General features: G+C 68.3%; 18 protein-coding genes. 6 read left to right on the top strand and 12 right to left on the bottom strand.

The features are described from left to right. Positions 1–113 precede the first annotated feature (113 nt). Positions 114–1016 carry a hypothetical protein gene (locus ACLJOO_RS33400; RefSeq protein ID WP_410791647.1) on the top strand — a complete coding sequence of 301 codons (903 nt, stop codon included), beginning with the start codon at positions 114–116 and terminating at the stop codon, positions 1014–1016. On the opposite strand, the gene ACLJOO_RS33405 is transcribed toward ACLJOO_RS33400, so the two are convergent. From ACLJOO_RS33405 to ACLJOO_RS33460, 12 genes are all read right to left on the bottom strand, one after another. After that, positions 1013–1729, bottom strand: coding sequence for a hypothetical protein (locus ACLJOO_RS33405; RefSeq protein WP_410791648.1), 717 nt, complete (start codon positions 1727–1729; stop codon positions 1013–1015). The genes ACLJOO_RS33400 and ACLJOO_RS33405 overlap by 4 nt on opposite strands. A 205-nt stretch (positions 1730–1934) precedes the next feature. Then, positions 1935–2411 carry a hypothetical protein gene (locus ACLJOO_RS33410; protein ID WP_410791649.1) on the bottom strand — a complete coding sequence of 159 codons (477 nt, stop codon included), beginning with the start codon at positions 2409–2411 and terminating at the stop codon, positions 1935–1937. 6 nt (positions 2412–2417) lie between these two features. Then, on the bottom strand, positions 2418–4781 hold the full coding sequence (locus ACLJOO_RS33415) for a RelA/SpoT family protein (protein ID WP_410791650.1): 2364 nt from the start codon (positions 4779–4781) through the stop codon (positions 2418–2420). A 143-nt stretch (positions 4782–4924) separates the two neighbouring features. Continuing rightward, a complete protein-coding gene (locus ACLJOO_RS33420) occupies positions 4925–5464 on the bottom strand; it encodes an adenine phosphoribosyltransferase (RefSeq protein ID WP_410791651.1) in 540 nt (179 codons plus the stop codon). Then, the gene (secF, locus tag ACLJOO_RS33425) at positions 5464–6651 is read right to left on the bottom strand and encodes a protein translocase subunit SecF (RefSeq protein WP_410791652.1); all 1188 of its coding nucleotides are present in this window, start codon (positions 6649–6651) and stop codon (positions 5464–5466) included. The genes ACLJOO_RS33420 and secF overlap by 1 nt, the downstream gene beginning before the upstream one ends. Next, positions 6651–8408, bottom strand: coding sequence for a protein translocase subunit SecD (gene secD / locus ACLJOO_RS33430; protein ID WP_410791653.1), 1758 nt, complete (start codon positions 8406–8408; stop codon positions 6651–6653). Before secD ends, secF begins: the two co-directional genes overlap by 1 nt. Before the next feature lie 86 nt (positions 8409–8494). Beyond that, positions 8495–9001 (bottom strand): preprotein translocase subunit YajC, encoded by a 507-nt coding sequence (yajC, locus tag ACLJOO_RS33435; protein ID WP_410791654.1) that lies wholly within the window; start codon positions 8999–9001, stop codon positions 8495–8497. Positions 9002–9254: 253 nt separating this feature from the next. Then, positions 9255–10307 (bottom strand): Holliday junction branch migration DNA helicase RuvB, encoded by a 1053-nt coding sequence (gene ruvB, locus ACLJOO_RS33440; RefSeq protein WP_410791655.1) that lies wholly within the window; start codon positions 10305–10307, stop codon positions 9255–9257. A 3-nt stretch (positions 10308–10310) separates the two neighbouring features. Next, positions 10311–10913: a Holliday junction branch migration protein RuvA gene (ruvA, locus tag ACLJOO_RS33445; protein WP_410791656.1), complete on the bottom strand. Its 603-nt coding sequence runs from the start codon at positions 10911–10913 to the stop codon at positions 10311–10313. Positions 10914–10929: 16 nt separating this feature from the next. Further along, positions 10930–11526 carry a crossover junction endodeoxyribonuclease RuvC gene (gene ruvC, locus ACLJOO_RS33450; protein ID WP_410791657.1) on the bottom strand — a complete coding sequence of 199 codons (597 nt, stop codon included), beginning with the start codon at positions 11524–11526 and terminating at the stop codon, positions 10930–10932. A gap of 72 nt (positions 11527–11598) precedes the next feature. Next, positions 11599–12759: an enhanced intracellular survival protein Eis gene (eis, locus tag ACLJOO_RS33455; RefSeq protein WP_410791658.1), complete on the bottom strand. Its 1161-nt coding sequence runs from the start codon at positions 12757–12759 to the stop codon at positions 11599–11601. Positions 12760–12768: 9 nt separating this feature from the next. Continuing rightward, positions 12769–13230 (bottom strand): hotdog fold domain-containing protein, encoded by a 462-nt coding sequence (locus ACLJOO_RS33460; RefSeq protein ID WP_410791659.1) that lies wholly within the window; start codon positions 13228–13230, stop codon positions 12769–12771. Positions 13231–13558: 328 nt separating this feature from the next. On the opposite strand from ACLJOO_RS33460, the gene ACLJOO_RS33465 reads away from it, so the two are divergent. The 5 genes from ACLJOO_RS33465 to ACLJOO_RS33485 all read left to right on the top strand — a co-directional run bounded on the left by ACLJOO_RS33465 (position 13559) and on the right by ACLJOO_RS33485 (position 18483). After that, positions 13559–14575: a LacI family DNA-binding transcriptional regulator gene (locus tag ACLJOO_RS33465; RefSeq protein WP_410791660.1), complete on the top strand. Its 1017-nt coding sequence runs from the start codon at positions 13559–13561 to the stop codon at positions 14573–14575. Continuing rightward, entirely contained in the window at positions 14575–15210 is a 636-nt protein-coding gene (locus ACLJOO_RS33470) for a DUF1961 family protein (RefSeq protein WP_410791661.1), read from the top strand. The genes ACLJOO_RS33465 and ACLJOO_RS33470 overlap by 1 nt, the downstream gene beginning before the upstream one ends. Before the next feature lie 121 nt (positions 15211–15331). Next, complete coding sequence (locus ACLJOO_RS33475) at positions 15332–15952, top strand: YesL family protein (RefSeq protein WP_410791662.1); 621 nt, start codon at positions 15332–15334, stop codon at positions 15950–15952. Continuing rightward, entirely contained in the window at positions 15949–17499 is a 1551-nt protein-coding gene (locus ACLJOO_RS33480) for an extracellular solute-binding protein (RefSeq protein ID WP_410791663.1), read from the top strand. Before ACLJOO_RS33475 ends, ACLJOO_RS33480 begins: the two co-directional genes overlap by 4 nt. 3 nt (positions 17500–17502) lie before the next feature. Beyond that, positions 17503–18483: an ABC transporter permease gene (locus ACLJOO_RS33485; RefSeq protein ID WP_410791664.1), complete on the top strand. Its 981-nt coding sequence runs from the start codon at positions 17503–17505 to the stop codon at positions 18481–18483. The last annotated feature ends 4 nt before the right edge of the window (positions 18484–18487 follow it).

Genomic DNA, 18487 nt, shown 5'->3' on the forward strand with positions numbered 1-18487 from the left:
CAAGAACTCGGATCCGGGGTGTGAACGGCAACGACGCGTGAACGATGCGTGACGAGGCAGTGTCAGCGGGTGCTGTGAATGTTTACACTGCTGCCCTGAAGGAGCGTGGGGCCATGATCAAGCCGGTCGAAGTCCGTGCGGTGACTCCGGAAGCGTCGTTCGCGGAGGCGTTGCGGCAGGCGATCGCCCGCCGCGGGCTGGCCCTCAACCGGATCCGGACCCACCTGGCCGACCGCGGGCTGCACGTCGGGGTCGCCACGCTCAGCACCTGGCAGAGCGGCCGCCGGGTCCCCCGCGAGGATTCGCTGGCGATCGTGACGGCGCTCGAGGACCTCCTCCAGGTGCCGCCCGGCTGGCTGACCGGACGGATCCCTCCGGCGCGAACCGAGCCGGAGACGACGCCGCAGCCGTACGCCGTCGTCGACTACGCCGAGGCCCTCACCCGACTGCTCGACCGGCTCCGCCGCGACGCCCACGGCAGGCTGCGCAACGTGACCGTTCTCGAAGAGGTCCGGCTGGGCGCGGACCGAAGCGCGCACAGCCGGCGGGTGATCCAGAGCGTGGTCGCCGTACAGCCGGTGGATCGGCTGATCATCGCGCACCAGGGCGAGCCGGGCTGCGACGCCGAGCAGCTCGCCTTGCGGGCGTTGAGTGGTTGCCGAACCGGCCGGATCGCCCGCTCCCCCGAGGCCGGCGCGATGCTCGGGGAACTGTTGCTCGACCGGGTCCTCGCCGTCGGCGAGACGGCCGTCGTGCGCTACGAGATCGAGGACCGCACGGGGCTGCCGGCGACGGAGTACCAGCGGTTCAGCGAGTGGGGCGGGATGCACTACGTGCTGGAGGTGCAGTTCGACCGAGCCGCACTGCCGGTCCGCGTCCACGAGATCCGCCGCCGCCACACCTCCGGCCCAAACCTGCTACACCGCGACCTGATGCTCACCCCCGACGCCCGAGTCCACGTCATCGAACCCTCCGCAGACCCCGGCACAGTAGGAATCACCTGGGAATGGGACTAGGCGCGGAAGCCGGCGTGGATGTGGTCGTGGTGGGTTTGGTCGGAGAAGTACGCCGTGCCGGGGAGTTGGTAGGGGCCGCCTACGTTGTACGAGCCCAGGGACTCGGTGGCGCGCATGTACGACGTGACGAGTGCGCGGGACGTTGACGGCGACACGACCGGGTGGCCGTCGATCTGCCAGGTGTCGAATGCGCGGCCGCGGGGGTGATCGCTCGGGCGGTCGGTGCCGAATACGTTGGTCGGGTGGCCAGAGCGGATCACGCTGACGCCGATCCGATAGGTCTTGGCGAGCTCGAGCATCGTGGTGAGCACGCTGTCATGCACCTGCCCCGAGCGGATGTCCGCAGCGGATGCGGGCGGCAACAGGATCTGCTCGTTGGCGAGTACCTGCCGCGCGGCGGCCGAGAGGCTCGCGACAGGCGCACCGGGCTGAGCCGGATGCGTCGCGGTCACCCGCCAGGTCCCCTGTGACGACTTGCTCAGCCGTACGTCGACCGTCGTACCGCCGCTGATCAAACGGTTCTGTCGGATCGAGTACACGCGGCACGGCACCAGCACGCTGGCCGAGTCGCTCAAGATGCCGCCGTACTGTGCGTCGATCACCTCGATCACCGCCCGCGTATCCGTCGGCTGCAGGAGCTTCACCACCGCCGCCACCGCAAGCTTCTTCACCTGCGGCTGGATCTCCCCCGGCCCTGCCACCCAGCTCTGCACGGAGGGCAGCACAACCGTGGGCGCGGGCGACGGCGTCGCCGGTGCGCTGGACGTCGGCGGCGAACTGGGTGTCGATGAAGGAGCAGAGGGCGTTGCACTCGGCTGATTCTGAGCTGACGAATCACTGCACCCAGCCAGCAACCCAACACCCGCGACCAGAAACGCGCGACGCCCGACACGGCTCATATCTGCAGTGTCCCCACCCTCACAAACAGAGCCGGCAGTCCGCGTAGTCGCCGAGGTACAACCCATGCTCAGGGCAACGGACGAACGCAGCCTCCACCGGCTCCGGATCCCAGAGCCGCGGCAGCCCAACCGGCTCGGCCGGCGGGCTGAAGTCCAGGACCAGCCGCTCGTACTCCGCCAGATACACCTCGATGGGAGGCGGCTCGTAACTCAGCAGCTCCCACCGGAACCGCGCCGCCGCGAGCCGAACCACACGCAGCAGGAAGTCTCGCTCCGCCTCCCACCCGGTAGCCGGCCACGGCAGCTCGTCCAGATCGAACCCGGCGTTCCCCAGCCCGACCCGGGAGTTGCACAGGAGCAACGCAAACCCACGCTCGAACGCCGTCTCCGCCAGCTCACACGCAGGCAGCGCAAGCACGTCCAGGAACATCGAGGACGCCCCGTTGTACAGCTTCAGGCCCGGCCCGTCGGCCGAACCACGGAACCAGTCGCCCACCGGCGCCTACTGTGTGACGCGGTAGACGTCGAAGACGCCCTCGACCGAGCGGACTGCCTTCAGGACGTGGCCGAGGTGGGTTGGGTCGCCCATTTCGAAGGTGAAGCGGGACTTCGCGATGCGGTCGCGGGTTGTGGTGAGAGCCGCGGACAGGATGTTCACGTGGTAGTCCGACAGCACCCGGGTGATGTCCGACAGCAGGCGGGCGCGGTCCAGCGCCTCGACCTGGATCGCGACCAGGAAGACGGACTGCGCCGTCGGCGCCCACTCGACTTCGACGATGCGCTCGGGCTGGGTCTTCAGGTTCTCCACGTTCGCGCAGTCGGCGCGGTGCACCGAGACGCCCGCGCCGCGGGTGATCCAGCCGATGATCTCGTCACCCGGCACCGGCGTACAGCACCGGGCCAGCTTCGACAGCACATCGGTCGCGCCCTTGACGATGACACCGGCGTCGCCGCGCGCGGTCCGCTTCCGCCGCTCCTTGCTGGCCGGCAGCCGCATGCCCTCGGCGAGATCCTCGGCAGCACCCTCCTCGCCACCGTACGTCTCGATGAGACGCCGTACGACGGCCTGCGCGCTCACGTGCTGCTCGCCGACGGCGGCGTACAGACCGGTCACGTCCGGGTACCGCAGGGAGTTCGCGACTGCGGTAAGGGTCTCGTGCGACAGCAGGCGCTGCAGCGGCAGGCCCTCCTTGCGGAGCTGCTTCGCGATCGCGTCCTTGCCGTGCTCGATCGCCTCGTCGCGGCGCTCCTTGGAGAACCAGTGCTTGATCTTGTTCCGCGCACGCGGGCTCTTGACGAACGTGAGCCAGTCCCGCGACGGACCCGCGCCCTGCGCCTTCGAGGTGAAGACCTCGACGACGTCACCGTTCTCGAGGGTGCTCTCCAGCGGCACCAGGCGCCCGTTGACGCGGGCGCCGATACAGCGGTGGCCGACCTCGGTGTGCACGGCGTACGCGAAGTCGACCGGCGACGACCCCGTCGGCAGCGACATCACGTCGCCACGCGGGGTGAAGACGTAGACCTCGGCGTTGTTGATCTCGAACCGCAGCGAGTCGAGGAACTCCGACGGGTCGGAGGTCTCCCGCTGCCAGTCGACGAGCTGCCGCACCCACGGCATGTCGTTCGGCCCGCCGATCTCGGTGCTCGGCGCGGCCGGCGCGACCGACGACGGGTCCTCCTTGTACTTCCAGTGCGCGGCAATGCCGTACTCCGCGCGGCGGTGCATGGAGAACGACCGGATCTGCAGCTCCACCGGCTTGCCCTGCGGCCCGATCACCGTGGTGTGCAGCGACTGGTACATGTTGAACTTCGGCATCGCGATGTAGTCCTTGAACCGGCCGGGGACCGGGTTCCACCGCGCGTGCATGATGCCCAGCGCCGCGTAACAGTCGCGGACCGACTCGACCAGGACCCGGATGCCGACCAGGTCGTAGATGTCCCCGAACTCGCGGCCGCGGACGATCATCTTCTGGTAGATCGAGTAGTAGTGCTTCGGACGGCCGGTGACCGTCGCCTTCACCTTGGCGAGGCGCAGATCCTCGTGCACCTGGTCGATCACGGTCGCCAGGTACTCGTCGCGGGACGGCGCGCGCTCGGCGACCAGCCGGACGATCTCGTCGTACACCTTCGGGTGCAGGGTCGAGAACGCCAGGTCCTCGAGCTCCCACTTGATCGTGTTCATACCGAGCCGGTGCGCCAGCGGGGCGTAGATCTCCAGCGTCTCGCGGGCGATCCGCTCCTGCTTCTCCTGGCGCAGCGAGCCGAGCGTGCGCATGTTGTGCAGCCGGTCGGACAGCTTGATGACCAGCACCCGGATGTCCTTGGACATCGCGACGACCATCTTGCGGATGGTCTCGGCCTGCGCGGACTCGCCGTACCGCACCTTGTCGAGCTTGGTGACGCCGTCGACCAGCATGGCGATCTCTTCGCCGAAGTCGCGGGTCAGCTCGTCCACCGTGTACGGCGTGTCCTCGACGGTGTCGTGGAGCAGCGCGGCGCACAGCGTGGTCGCGGTCATACCGAGCTCGGCGAGGATGGTGGCGACCGCGAGCGGATGCGTGATGTACGCGTCGCCGCTCTTGCGCATCTGGCCGGTGTGGTACTTCTCCGCGGTCCGGTAGGCGCGCTCGATCATGCCGAGATCGGCCTTCGGGTGGGTCGCGCGGACCACCCGGAACAGCGGCTCGAGCATCGGCGCCCGATTCGGGTGCCGGGTGCCGCCGAGGCGGGCGAGCCGGGCGCGGACCCGGGCCGGCGCGATCCGCGGCGGTTGGGACGCAGGCGGCGGCGACACGGGAGCCGGGCGCACCGGTGACGGCGCGCGTGGCGGCTCCTGCGGTACGGCGTTCGGCACCGCAGATGTCATCGCCGGGTCTTCGCCCACGTTGTGTCCCTCCGCCGACAGGGCACCAGTCTAGAGGCCAGCGTCCAACGAGGCAGAACCGCCTGTGGACAACACGCCGGGTAACCCGGCGGCGACGGAGAGTTTGCCCGAATTCGGACGCGATTTCAGACGGTGACGAGGGCGCTGACGGCTTCGCCTTCGAGGCGTTTGCGGCCCGGGAGGAACGACAGCTCCAGCAACACCGCCGTACCGAGCACCTCGGCGCCGCAGCGGCGGATCAGCCGCAGGCAGGCCTCGACCGTGCCGCCGGTGGCCAGGACGTCGTCGATGACGAGGACGCGGTCACCGGGAGCGAACGCGTCCTGGTGCACCTCGATCGTCGCCTCGCCGTACTCCAGCGCGTACGACTCCTCGTACGTCGCCGCCGGCAGCTTCCCCTTCTTCCGCACCGGCACGAACCCGGCGCCGAGCGCGAGCGCGACCGGGGCCGCCAGGATGAACCCGCGCGCCTCGATCCCGACCACCTTGTCTACGACCGGTCTGCCGTCGTCGTCCTTCCCGACCGCCGCCAGCGCCTCGACGACCTGGCCGAAGCCGGTGTGATCGGCCAGCAGCGGGGTGATGTCCTTGAACACCACCCCCGCCTGCGGGTAGTCCGGGATGTCGCGGATACCGTCCGCGAGGACCTGCTCGAGCGACCGCATCACTTACCGCGCTTCGACCGCGGCTTGCGCGTCGGCTGCGGACGCCCGGCGGCCGCCGCCTTCATCGGCCGCGACGACGGCGTCGGAGCCGTCCCGGTCGCCCGGTCCGCCTTCCGGGGCGTGTCCTGTACGTCGGAACGCGCGGCGGCACCCGCCGGGGCGCCGGCCGTCGCCACGCTCACCGGAGCGGCCGCAGCCGCAGCGAGCTGCGCCTTCTTCGCGGTCACCCGCTTGTTCAGCGCCTGCATGCCCGGCTCGCGCTCCTTGAAGACCGCGAGCAGCGACGGCGCGATGAAGATCGACGAGTACGCACCGACCGCGATACCGACGAACAGCGCCAGCGACAGGTCCTTGAGCGGACCGGTGCCGAGGACCACGGTGCCGACGACCAGGATCGCGCCCACCGGCAGCAGCGCGGTGACCGTGGTGTTGATCGACCGGACCACGGTCTGGTTGACGGCCAGGTTGGTCGCGTCCGAGTAGGTGTACCGGTTCGACCCGGTGATGCCGCGGGTGTTCTCCCGGACCTTGTCGAACACCACGACGGTGTCGTACAGCGAGTAACCGAGAATCGTCAGTACGCCGATGACCGTGGCCGGCGTGACGTCGAACCCGATCAGCGCGTACACACCGACCGTGATCGTGACGTCGTGGATCAGCGCGATGATCGCGGCTATCGAGGCCTTCGTCTCCCGGAAGTAGCCCCAGATCACCAAGAACACCAGGACCAGGAACACGATCAGCGCCAGGATCGCCTTGTTCGCGATCTGCTGGCCCCACGAGGCGCCGATCTGCTGCGAGGTGACCTGGTCGGCCGGGATGCCGGCCTCCTTGGCGATCGCCGCGCGTACGGTGGCGATGTCGTTCTGGGCCAGCGGCTTGGTCTGGACCCGGACCTTCTCGTTGTTGATCGTGGTGACGATCGGGTCGCCGAGGTCCTTCGCATTGGTCGCCTTCACGGCGTCGCCGAAGTCCTGCACGGTGTGGTCGGTGACCTTGACCTTGGCGTCGTACTCGACGCCGCCCTTGAACTCGATGCCGAGCGCCAGCCCGCGGACGAACAGGCCGGCCAGCGAGATGATGACCAGGACCGCCGAGAGGCTGAACCAGAACTTGCGGTGGCCGATGAAGTCGTAGGAGACGTCACCGCGGTGCAGCTTGGCACCGATCTGTCCGAGCTTCGACATCAGACCTCCCCTCCGACCGGCTTGCGCGTCGACGGCGTCTTCCGCGGCCGGGCCGACGGTTTCGTCTGTCCGGGCAGTCGTTCGACGCCCAGATGCTCCGGATCCAGGCCGGACAGCTTGTGCCCGTGGCCGAAGAAGTCGGTCCGGGCCAGCAGCGTGACCACCGGCTTGGTGAACAGGAACACCACGACCAGGTCGATCAGCGTGGTCAGGCCGAGCGTGAACGCGAAGCCCTTGACGCTGCCGATCGCCAGGACGTACAGGACCAGCGCGGCGAGCAGCGAGATCGAGTCGGCCGCGATGATCGTGTGCTTGGCACGGGCCCAGCCGGTCTCGACCGAGGACCGCAGGCTACGGCCCTCACGGACCTCGTCGCGGAGTCGTTCGAAGTAGATGATGAACGAGTCGGCGGTGATACCTACGGCCACGATCAATCCGGCGATACCGGCCAGCGTCAGCGTGAACCCGATCGCCTTGCCGAGCAGAAGCACCAGCGATCCGGTGAGTACGCCGGCAGCCGCGAGCGAGAGCACCACCACGATGCCGAGACCGCGGTAGTAGAGGAAGCAGAACACGACGACGAGCGCCAGACCGATGAGTCCGGCCCAGATGCCGGCGGAGAGCTGGTCACCACCGAGCTGAGGCGACACCGTCTCCACCGAGGAGATGTCGAACTTGACCGGCAGCGCGCCGTACTTCAGCACGTTCGCCAGGTCGCGGGCCTCGGCCTCGGTGAAGGTACCGGTGATCTGCGCTTGGCCGCCCGGGATCGGGTTGTCCACGCTCGGGGTCGAGATGGTCTCGCCGTCGAGCACGATCGCGAACAGGTTCTGGCCCTGGCCGCGCTGCGAGATCGCCGTGGTGGCCTTGAGGAACTTGTCGCCGCCCTCACCGGTGAACTTCAGGTTCACCTGCCACTGCAGACCGTTCTGCGGGATGCCGGCCGAGGCGTCCGACAGGTCGGTGCCCTTCAGGATCGCCGGGCCGAGCAGGTACTTGTAGGTGCCCTGGCGGTCGCAGGAGAAGATCGCCTTGTTCGGGTCGTCGAGTTGCTTGTCGCCGCACTTGTACGCCGCGAACGCCGCCTGCGTGGCCGCGTCCGGCGTGTAGTTCAGCGGGTCTCCCCCGGTGGCCGGCGTCGACGGTGTCGCTGACGGCGTGGCGCTCGGCTTCGCGGTCGGCGTCGTACTGGCCTTCGGGGTCGGCGTCGGCGTCGCCCCGCCGAGCGCGCTCGACCAGGCCCGGCCCTTCGGCGTGGTGCTGGTCGTGCCGCTCGGCTTGATCGTGGCGCTCGGCTTCGGCGTCGTCGTGGCCTTCGGCGTCGTGCTCGGCTTCGGCGTCGTCGACGGGGTCGTCGTGGGGGTCGGCTGCGGCGCGGCGGCGTCCGAGCCGTACACGACCCGGAAGTAGAGCAGCGCGGTCTGACCGACCTGCTGCACCAGCGACTCCTTCGTGGCACCCGGCACGGCCACGTTGATGTGGTTCCCGCCGGAGGTGGTGATATCGGACTCGGCGACACCCGCGCCGTTGACCCGCTGGCCGATGATGTTCTTGGCCTCGGTCAGCTGGTCGGCGGTGACCTTGCCGCTGCCGGCGATCGTGCTCGCGGTCAGCGTGATGGTCGTGCCGCCCCGCAGGTCCAGCCCGAGCTTGGGCTTCCAGGTCTTGGTCAGCGCCATGATCCCGAACAGCAGAACCACGACCACCAGCAAGCCGATCAGGCTCCGCCCGGGGCGGGATGTCGAAGTCGTTGCCACGTCAGTTTCAACCTTTGTACTTCTGGGCGCGCCGCACCGTCAGGTGGACGCCGAACGCCGCGCCGCAGGCCGTTGGGACGGAAGAATCAGTTCTCGGTGTGCGTCGGCGGCAGCTTCGGCGTGTCCTGGACCTTGCCGTCGGCCTTGTCACCGGCCTTACCCGCATCCGGTACGTCGACCTTCGCGGCGTCGTCGTCAGCCTCTTCCCGGGTCGACGCAGCGTCGGCGTCGGCGGTCTCGTCGGCTGCGGTGGCCTCAGTGGCCTCGGTGGAGGTCTCGGCCTCGTCGGCGGAGGCGTCCTCCTCCGGGATCACCCGGCCGACGGCGGCCTTGACGACCTGGACCAGTACGCCCTCGGAGATCTCCAACGTCACGTACTCGTCGTCGGTCTCCTCGACGATGCCGACCAGGCCGCTGGTGGTGATCACCTTGGTCCCGGGGGTCAGCGAGGCAACGGTCTGTGCCTGCCGCTCACGCTGCTTACGCTGGGAGCGGCTCATGAACCAGATCATTCCGACGATCAGGATCAGCGGCAGCAGCAGCGTGATGCCGCCACCCCCGGAGGAGGCCATCGGTACGGCGAGGAGTTGCATCGGGTCTCAGAATCCTTCGTCGGGTCGGTTGTAAGGCGTGCACCGCACATCTGCGCAGGTCGCGGCGGAAGACCTGGAGGTCAGGCCACCGGGGAGTCTAACGCCGCGCGTCAACAACTGCCGCATGACGCCGGGTCACGTTTGCGTTACTCACTACTGGTCGCTACGCAGCGTCTACGTTACGCAGTGTCTACGTTCCGGCACCGGCGGAGGTTCCCCGGCGGTCGTCGTGTTCAGTTGAGGTTGAACTCCTTCAGTCCTCATCGGTGTCGAAGAGCGTGTCCGCGAACGTCGCGCCCTTCGGGACCTTGAGCCCGATGTGCCGCCAGGCCGCGGGCGTGGCGACACGACCACGCGGCGTACGGGCCAGGTAGCCCGACCGGACCAGGAACGGTTCGGCCACTTCCTCCACAGTCTCACGTTCCTCGCCGACCGCAACCGCCAACGTGGAAAGACCGACCGGTCCGCCCCCGAACCGGCGGCACAGGGCGTCCAGAACCGACCGGTCCAGCCGGTCGAGGCCCATCTTGTCCACCTCGTACAGGTCCAGGGCCGCTTTCGACAGGGCGAGCGTGATGATGCCGTCCGCCCGGACCTCCGCGTAGTCGCGGACCCGGCGGAGCAGCCGGTTCGCGATCCGCGGCGTCCCACGGGAACGGGACGCGATCTCGGTCGCGGCCTCCGGGGTGATGTCGACCTCGAGCAGCGCGGCCGACCGGTTCACGATCTTCTCCAGTTCGACGGACTCGTAGAACTCCAGGTGACCGGTGAATCCGAACCGGTCGCGCAGGGGCCCCGGCAACAGGCCGGCCCGCGTGGTCGCGCCGACCAGGGTGAACGGCGGGATCTCGAGCGGGATCGCGGTCGCGCCCGGTCCCTTGCCGACGATCACGTCGACCCGGAAGTCCTCCATCGCCATGTAGAGCAGCTCTTCCGCGGGCCGCGACATCCGGTGGATCTCGTCCAGGAACAGGACTTCGCCCTCGCTCAGCCCGGACAGGATCGCGGCCAGGTCGCCGGCGTGCTGGATCGCCGGACCACTGGTCACCCGCAGTGGAGCGGCCATCTCGCTGGCGATGATCATCGCGAGCGTGGTCTTGCCGAGCCCGGGCGGACCGGACAGCAGGACGTGGTCCGGCGTGCGGTTGCGGCCACGAGCCGCGTGCAGCACCAGCTCGAGCTGCTCGCTGACCCGCCGCTGACCGCCGAACTCGGCCAGTGTGCGCGGCCGGAGCGCGGACTCGATCTTGCGTTCCTCGAGGTCCACCGCGTCGGCGGAGACCAGTGGGCGAACGTTGTCTTCCATCGTTTACGCCTTCGAGAGCACGCGGAGCGCAGCGCGCAGCAGGTCGGGAACGGACGGATTCGGGTTGTCGGCGGCGAGCGGCGACACCGCGGTGACCGCGTCCTCGGCATCGCGGGCAGACCAGCCGAGACCGACCAGACCGGCCCGCACCTGGTCGCGCCACGCCTCCTGCGCCTGCAGCGGCCGGCCGGTCACCGTCCTCGACGGCGCACCGATCTTGTCCTTCAGCTCCAGCACGATCCGCTGCGCACCCTTCTTACCGATGCCCGGAACCTTCACCAGTACGGCGAGGTCCTCGGTCGCGACCGCCTGGCGCAACTGGTCCGGGCTCAGCACCGCGAGCGCCGCCTGAGCGAGCTTCGGCCCGACGCCGGACGCGGTCTGCAGGAGCTCGAACAGGTTCTTCGCGTCGTCGTCGGCGAACCCGTACAGCGTCAGCGAATCCTCGCGGACCACCATCGACGTGGCGATCCGCGCCTCCTGCCCCGGGCGCAAACCGGCCAGTGTGCCCGGGTCGCAGTACACCTGCAGGCCGATCCCGCCGACCTCGACCACGGCACTGTCCAGCCCGATGGCCGCCACCGGTCCACGTACAAAGGCGATCATCGCCAACCTCCCGTTCTCACCGCTTGCCCTGCTGGGCGGCCACCGCAGCCCGCAACCGTGCCATCTGCAACCGCGACTGCGCCTGCGCCGCCGCCTCGAGATTCGCCCGGCTGGAGGCCGCTTCCTGCAGTTTGCTCGCCACTCCGCCACGCCAGACCTGACAGATGGCCAGCGCCAGCGCGTCCGCGGCGTCCGCGGGCGTCGGACGCTCGCTCAGCTTGAGGATCCGGGTGACCATCGTGGTCACCTGCTCCTTGTCCGCGCGGCCGGATCCGGTGACCGCGGCCTTCACCTCGCTGGGCGTGTGCAGCGCGACCGGCAGTCCGCGACGGGCCGCGACCACCATCGCGACGCCCGAGGCCTGCGCCGTACCCATCACCGTCCGGACGTTGTGCTGCGCGAACACCCGCTCGACCGCGACCGCGTCCGGCTGGTGCCGGGAGATCCACTCGTCGAGCTCCTGCTCGATCAGCACGAGGCGCTTGGAAACGTCCAGGTCGGCCGGCGTCCGGATCACCCCGACGGCGACCAGCGCCGGCGGCTTCCCTGGTGTCCCCTCGACGACGCCGAGGCCGCACCGGGTCAGTCCCGGGTCGACGCCGAGCACCCGCATGACCACCTCCGAACGTTTGTTCGACAACCCTAGTCGGAGGCGATATGCGTTTGGAAATCGGCGCGCCGGGACTCAGAAGTCGTCGAGCATGTACGCCGCGGGTCCGCCGAACACCGCGTCGAACGCCGAGTCGGCGGGGGCCGCTCCCCCGGTGACCAGCCCGGCACCGCGGAGGGTGGCCAGCGGCGTACCGGCGTACAGCGCCGCCAGTCCGCGCGGGCCGAGGAGGAGTGCGTCGCCTGACGGCTCTGCCGGGGCGAGGGTGGCGGATCCGTTGCTGATCGAGAGGTGCCAGTCGCCGGTATTCGCGGGCAGTTCTGGGTCGTCGATCCGTAGGTCCGCCTCGAGTACGACGCCGTCCGGGAAACCCCGTCCCGCAAGGGCTGCCGGAGCGTCGACGAGCCGGAGCATCCACCGGTTCTGCCAGGATTTGCCGAGCGCCTCGTGCTCCGCGATCAGGTGGATCGAATCGAAGGGCGGGCAGCATGCCTCCACCGTCTTCGCGATCGACGCACCCGAGCCGACGGTCGCCCACAGTGCGCGGGCGGTCTCCTCCGACCCGGCGATGAGCTCCTCGACCGCGAGGTTGCGGTCGGACCACCTGTAGACGACGAAGCCGTCCTCGGCGACATACGCGAAGCTGCCCTCGTCCTCCAGCCAGGACTCGACCTGGGCGCGCGGCCAGATCAGCGGGCCGTTCGAGCGCCGCGTCTCATGCACCTTCGCCGCGAGCTCCAGGAACAGGTCCGCGTCGTCGCGGCCCGCCTTGCGCACCGCCGTACCGCTGCCGCCCAGGGTCCGCAGATCGGCGGCCTCGAAGGTATAGAGATGCCGGCTCCCGGCGAACTCGTATCCCAGGTGCCGGTAGAGCACGGTCGTCGCCGGATACAGCGCCGTCAGCGGATAGACCTTCTCCGCGCACCGGTTGAGTACGGCGCGCATCAACAGGCTGCCGACCCCACGACCGCGGTACTCCGGTGCGACGACGACGCCGGCCACGCCTCCCATCGGCACCCGGCGCCCGCCCCACCACTGCTCGTGCGGCCAGATCCGCGCCGCCGCGACCAGTTCGTCACCGTCGACGACGCCGAGATACCGACCGTCGACGATGAAATTCCGCGCGGTCTTGTTCCACTCGTCGCGGTCACCGCCCATCCCGAACGACCGCGTCCGCACCTGCCACACCGAGTCCAAGTGCTCCTCGGTAACGTCCACCACCCGCAGCTCAGTCACGCGGAGACCTTACTTCTTGTCAGTTACCCACAGGTGAATCGTGCCCTCGACGACCACGGTGCCGTCGTCACGCGTCGCCTTCACCTGCACCGGGACGTCAGGTCCCGCGGTCCACGTCTCCGGATCGGTCTCCGCCGAACACGTCAGGTCGGACGTCGACTTGGCGAGGTACGAGACCTCCATCCCCTTCGGCAGCCACCGCTTCCCCGCCGGCACCGTCGCCTCCGCCAACGCCCCCATCGCCGCCTCGAGACCGTTGCACACAGCAATCGCATGCACAGTCCCGATGTGGTTCAACACCGCCCGCCGCTTGGGCAACGTCAACGCCGCGTAGTTAGGACTCACCTGCACGAACCGCGGCCGCACCGACCGAAAGTACGGCGCCTTCCAGGTAAACCCCCAAGAAAACACCCGCTCCCCACCCGGCACCCCACGCAGCCGCTCCCACAACCCCAACACCTGACTCGCCATGCCGGCATGTTACCCACGAGTTACATGGGTCCGCTATCCCCGGAGGAACTGCGCTGACGCGCTGCCCCATCCGAAGCAAACAAGACAGTCGTTCACACCCCAGGTTTGCGGTAACAAATGTGCGCCTGGTGCCAAATATGTTCCGCAAACCCGCAGACGAGTGCTCCGCCGGGGCGTGATCGATCGGATGGAGCCGCGCGCCGCCGGTGGCGCCGACAAGACAGCCGCCGCGAAGCGGTGTCCGCTACGCGGAGGTCGGGTGATTTAGACGATTCAATCGGGGCTGACTAGACTGGTTGCGACCGGGTTGGCTGCTGGACGGGGGACGATGGCGACGCCCAGCATCAAGGAGGTTGCGCAGCGGGCCGGGGTTTCGGTGGGGACTGTGAGCAACTTCCTCAATCGGCCGGGGATCGTGGCGCCGGAGACCCGTCAGCGAGTGCAGGACAGCATCCAGGCGCTCGGGTTCGTGCGGAACGAGGCGGCGCGGCACCTGCGGGCGGGGCGTAGCCGGACCGTCGGGCTGGTGGTGCTCGACGTCACCAACCCGTTCTTCACCGACCTGGCCGAAGGCGCCGAGGCGCTGGCGTACGAGCACGACACCGTGGTGATGCTCTGCAACAGCAAGACCGACCCGGTGCGCGAGGGACATCACCTCGACCAGCTCGAGCAGCAGCGCGTGATGGGCATCCTGATCACGCCGTTCGACAGCACCGATCCGCGGCTCACCGCGCTGGTCGATCGCGGTACGCCGGTGGTGCTCGTCGACCGTACGGCGGACCGCGGGCTGTGCTCGGTGTCGGTCGACGACCAGCTCGGCGGACGCCTCGCCGGGAACCACCTGATCGAGTCCGGCCATCGCCGGATCGCCTTTATCGGCGGGCCGTTCACGATGCAGCAGGTGGCGGACCGCAAGGCCGGTATCACCGCGATCGCCGAGGAGACGGGCGACGTCGACCTGCGGCACTACGAGGTCGACGTGATGGGCGTGGTCGAAGGTCGCGCGATCGGTGAACAGCTCGCCGCGCTGCCGGCGCGCTCGCGGCCGACCGCGGCGTTCCTCGCCAACGACCTGCTCGCACTCGGATTCCTGCAGGGTATGGCGGTCGCCGGCCTCCGGGTCCCGCGGGACATGGCGATCGTCGGGTACGACGACATAGATTTCGCCCGCGCCGCCGCCGTACCGCTGTCGTCGGTGCGGCAGCCGGCCGAGTTGCTCGGGCGGACCGCGATGGAACTGCTGCAGGAAGAGGTCGAGTCGGCCGAGCGGCATCGGCACCGTCAGGTGATCTTCCAGCCGGATCTGATCGTCCGCGAGTCGAGCGACTTCCAGCGCCGGCGCTGATGACGGTCCTGTACGAGAACCCGCTCGCGTCGCCGGCCGATCTCGACGGCTTCCGGCTCGAGGGCGACGGCGCGACGTCGTTCCCACTCGGCCGGCTGCGTCTGGAGAGTGTGCGGCCGGCGGCGGACGGGCAGGACGCGAACGTCGTGCTGTGGTGCCCGGAGGACTTCCCGCCGGACGTGACGATCGAGTGGGACTTCTGGCCGATCCGCGAACCCGGCCTGTGCATCCTGTTCTTCCACGCCAAGGGCCGCCACGGCGAGGATCTGTTCGACCTGCGGCCGCGCACCGGGCCGTACGAGCAGTACCACCACGGCGACCTCGACACCTACCACGTCTCGTACTTCCGCAGACGTTGGCCGGCCGAGCGCGCCTTCCACACCTGCAACCTGCGCAAGAGTTACGGGTTCCACCTCGTCGCGCAGGGCGCCGACCCGATCCCGGACGTCACCGACGCCGACGGTCCGTACCACCTGCGCCTGACCGTCCACCGCGGCGAGATCACCTTTGCAGTCAACGACCTCGTCACGTTCACCGGGCACGACGAACACCCCCTGCCAGGCGGCCGCCTCGGCTTGCGGCAAATGGCGCCGTTGATCGGCGAGTACGCGAACCTGCGCGTCTCCCAGGCCTGACCCCCGCCTTCGCGCACCCCCGTGACCACTCCCTGACAAACGCTTTCCCAAGCCTTGACATTGAGACGATTCAACCATACGGTCACATCACTTTTCGCCCCGAAACAAGGCAGGAACCGGCATGAACACTGGCTGGGCCATCAAGCTGTACGGCGCTGCGGACGAGGTCCTTTGGGTGATCAAGCTGAACGCCCTGTGGATCCTCTTCACGCTGCTCGGCGGGATTGCTCTGGGTATCGGCCCGGCCACACTCGCGGCATATTCCCTGGCTAGACGCAGGTCATCCGATGAATCGTTTCACGCCTTCCCTGCTTTTCGTACCGCGTTCCGCCAGGAGTTCCGTCGCGGTTCGCTCGTCGTACTGCCCCTGGTCGCGGCCGCCGTCGTCCTCGTCGGCAACTACCTGTACTTCGCCGCGCTCGGGGCCGCACTCCCCCGCCTGGCCAGCCTCGCGGCGCTCGTCGCGCTCGGGCTGATCGCGGCGTATGCGCTTCCGATGGCCGTGCACTACGACCTCGGGATCCGCATGTTGTTGCCCAAGGCATCGCTGGTCGCGCTCGCGCGGCCGGCGTCGTCCCTGGTCCTGCTGTTCGTCGCGGTGTCCATCGCCTTCGTGTCGGTGAAGTTCCCGGTGTTCGGGTTCGTCCTGGCCGGCGGCGTCTGGATCCAGCTCGACACCTGGCTCTGCTTGCGCTTCTTCGCCGAGAACGAAGCGCGCCTGCACCTGAAAGGGAACCAATGACCAACTTCTCCCGACGGCGCGTAGCCGTCGCCGCCGCACTGTCGACGGCACTGCTCGCCGCCTCCGCCTGTTCCGGCGGCGGCGACGACAAAGGCGGCCAGACCGCCAGTACCGAGCTGACGGTGATGGCGCCGCTGTTCGGCACCGCGCCGGACCCGAACGGCGAACTGCAGCAGGCGGTCGAGAAACTGATCGGCAAGAAGCTCCAGATCACCTGGGTGCCGAACGCGGAGTACGGCGACAAGTCGAACGTCACGCTCGCGTCGGACAAGATCCCGGACGTGATGGTGGCGAACGAGAAGAGCCCGTCGTTCGTGAAGGCGGCCGAGGCCGGCGCGTTCTGGGACCTGACCGGCAAGCTCGACAAGTACCAGAACCTGAAGCCGGCCAACGAGCAGACCGCGAAGAACACGCAGACCAACGGCAAGACGTACGGCATCTACCGGGTCCGGCCGCTGCTGCGTTCGGGCATCGTGATCCGCAAGGACTGGCTGGCCAAGCTCGGCCTGAAGGAACCGCAGAGCGTCGAGGACCTGTACACGATCGCGAAGGCGTTCGCCGAGAAGGACCCGGACGGCAACGGCAAGAAGGACACCTACGGCCTGATCATCCCGAAGTGGCCAGGCAACTACGCCAGCGCCAGCCCGTACGACGTGATCGAGACCTGGTTCGGCGCGCCGAACGGCTGGGGTGAGCGGGACGGCAAGCTCGTGCCGGGCTTCGACACCCCGGAGTTCCTGGCCGCGAACCAGTGGCTGCGCAAGTGGGTCTCCGAGGGCCTGGTGAACCCGGACTTCGCCACGCTGGACAGCGCGAACTGGAACGACCCGTTCGTGCAGGGCAAGGGCGGCATGATCATCGACGTGAACGTGCGGGCGACCCAGTTGCTCGACCTGTTCAAGGAGAAGAACCCGAAGGACTTCGACAAGGTCACGCTGGTCGGCAACCTGAAGGGTCCGGACGGCCAGAAGCACTCGTATCCGTTCACCGGCTACAACATGGTGATGGCGATCTCCAAGCAGCACATCCGGACCGAGGAGCAACTCGACCAGGTGCTGCAGACGCTGGACAAGCTCGAGTCCAAGGAGGGCTCGATCCTGCTCACCAACGGGATCGAGGGCCGCAACTTCAAGGCCGACGGCAAGTACGCCGTACCGATCAACCAGGACGACGCCAAGGTGAAGGCGATCCAGAACGACGTGGACAAGGCCTTCATCCAGCTCGGCACCCGGGCGTCGGTCGGGCTGGGCGCGTACGCGCTGCGGCCGAACGACGAGGCCAGCCGGAAGATGCGGGAGAAGTTCGACGTCCTGATGAACGAGGACCTGAAGACAGCGGTGTTCAACCCCGCGCTGAGCATCATCGCGCCGACCTCGGTGGCGAAGGGGCAGACGCTCGACACGATCATCCCGGACGCGCGGATCAAGTACCTGTCCGGTGCGATCACCGAGGACCAGCTGAAGGCGCAGATCAAGCGCTGGTACGACAGCGGCGGCACGGACATCGTCAAGGAGGTCAACGACCTGGCTGCCAAGGCCGGCGGCTGATCGATGGCCACCGACCTGGTGCCGGAGGTGGTACAGCCAGCCGCGGATTCTTCGCGGCCGGCGTCCGCCCCGCGGCGCAGACGCCGTACGCACAACCTCTGGCGCTACCGCTGGTTGTACCTGTTGCTCCTGCCCGGCCTGACGTACTTCGTGGTGTTCAAGTACCTGCCGATGTACGGCCTCACCATCGCGTTCAAGGACTACGTGCCGTTCCTCGGCTACTCGGGGAGCGAATGGGTCGGGCTGAAGCACTTCCAGGAGCTGTTCACCGGGCCGGACTTCGGCCGGCTGATGTTCAACACGCTGCTGCTCGCATTGTTGACAATCGTCTTCGTGTTCCCGGCGCCGATCGTCGTCGCGTTGCTGCTCAACGAGCTCCGGGTCAACGTGCTGAAGCGGTCCGTGCAGTCACTTGTCTACATTCCGCACTTCCTGTCGTGGACAATCGTCGCCTCGTTGACCTACCTGCTGTTCTCGGTGGACTTCGGTGTGATCGCGAACTGGATCCACGGCCTGGTCGGCGGGCAGAAGACGGATTACGTCGCGCAGGCGGACTGGTTCCGGCCGCTGATCGTGCTGCAGCTGCTGTGGAAGCAGACCGGCTGGGGCACGATCATCTATCTGGCCGCGCTGGCGGGCGTGGACTCGCAGCTGTACGAGGCCGCTCGAGTGGACGGCGCCGGGCGGTGGCGGCAGTTCTGGCACATCACGCTGCCGGCGATCCGGCCGACGATCGTGGTGATGGCAATCCTGACGTCCGGGCATCTGATGGACTCCGGGTTCGAGCAGATCTGGCTGATGACCACGTCGCTGAACCGTGACGTCGCGGACGTGTTCGACACGTTCGTGTACTACATCGGCATCACCCAGGGCTCGTTCAGCTACGCGACCGCCGTCGGTCTGTTCAAGGGCGTGATCGGCGTCGTGCTGATCTTCGGCTCCAACCTGCTGGCCAAGCGCATGGGCCAGCGCGGCCTGTTCTGAGAGG

Origin of the sequence: Kribbella sp. C-35 (genome assembly GCF_046549195.1) — a bacterium.
In the GTDB taxonomy this organism is placed as follows: Bacteria; Actinomycetota; Actinomycetes; order Propionibacteriales; family Kribbellaceae; genus Kribbella.

Excerpts from the sequence above, each read along its gene's own strand:
- ACLJOO_RS33470 (WP_410791661.1), top strand. The coding sequence starts at position 14,575 with ATGACGGTCCTGTACGAGAACCCGCTCGCGTCGCCGGCCGATCTCGAC.
- secF (WP_410791652.1), bottom strand. The coding sequence starts at position 6,651 with ATGTCGAAGCTCGGACAGATCGGTGCCAAGCTGCACCGCGGTGACGTC.
- ACLJOO_RS33400 (WP_410791647.1), top strand. The coding sequence starts at position 114 with ATGATCAAGCCGGTCGAAGTCCGTGCGGTGACTCCGGAAGCGTCGTTC.
- ruvC (WP_410791657.1), bottom strand. The coding sequence starts at position 11,526 with ATGCGGGTGCTCGGCGTCGACCCGGGACTGACCCGGTGCGGCCTCGGC.
- ACLJOO_RS33480 (WP_410791663.1), top strand. The coding sequence starts at position 15,949 with ATGACCAACTTCTCCCGACGGCGCGTAGCCGTCGCCGCCGCACTGTCG.
- ACLJOO_RS33420 (WP_410791651.1), bottom strand. The coding sequence starts at position 5,464 with ATGCGGTCGCTCGAGCAGGTCCTCGCGGACGGTATCCGCGACATCCCG.
- ACLJOO_RS33460 (WP_410791659.1), bottom strand. The coding sequence starts at position 13,230 with ATGGCGAGTCAGGTGTTGGGGTTGTGGGAGCGGCTGCGTGGGGTGCCG.
- yajC (WP_410791654.1), bottom strand. The coding sequence starts at position 9,001 with ATGCAACTCCTCGCCGTACCGATGGCCTCCTCCGGGGGTGGCGGCATC.
- ACLJOO_RS33485 (WP_410791664.1), top strand. The coding sequence starts at position 17,503 with ATGGCCACCGACCTGGTGCCGGAGGTGGTACAGCCAGCCGCGGATTCT.
- ACLJOO_RS33415 (WP_410791650.1), bottom strand. The coding sequence starts at position 4,781 with ATGACATCTGCGGTGCCGAACGCCGTACCGCAGGAGCCGCCACGCGCG.
- ruvB (WP_410791655.1), bottom strand. The coding sequence starts at position 10,307 with ATGGAAGACAACGTTCGCCCACTGGTCTCCGCCGACGCGGTGGACCTC.
- ACLJOO_RS33475 (WP_410791662.1), top strand. The coding sequence starts at position 15,332 with ATGAACACTGGCTGGGCCATCAAGCTGTACGGCGCTGCGGACGAGGTC.
- ruvA (WP_410791656.1), bottom strand. The coding sequence starts at position 10,913 with ATGATCGCCTTTGTACGTGGACCGGTGGCGGCCATCGGGCTGGACAGT.
- ACLJOO_RS33465 (WP_410791660.1), top strand. The coding sequence starts at position 13,559 with ATGGCGACGCCCAGCATCAAGGAGGTTGCGCAGCGGGCCGGGGTTTCG.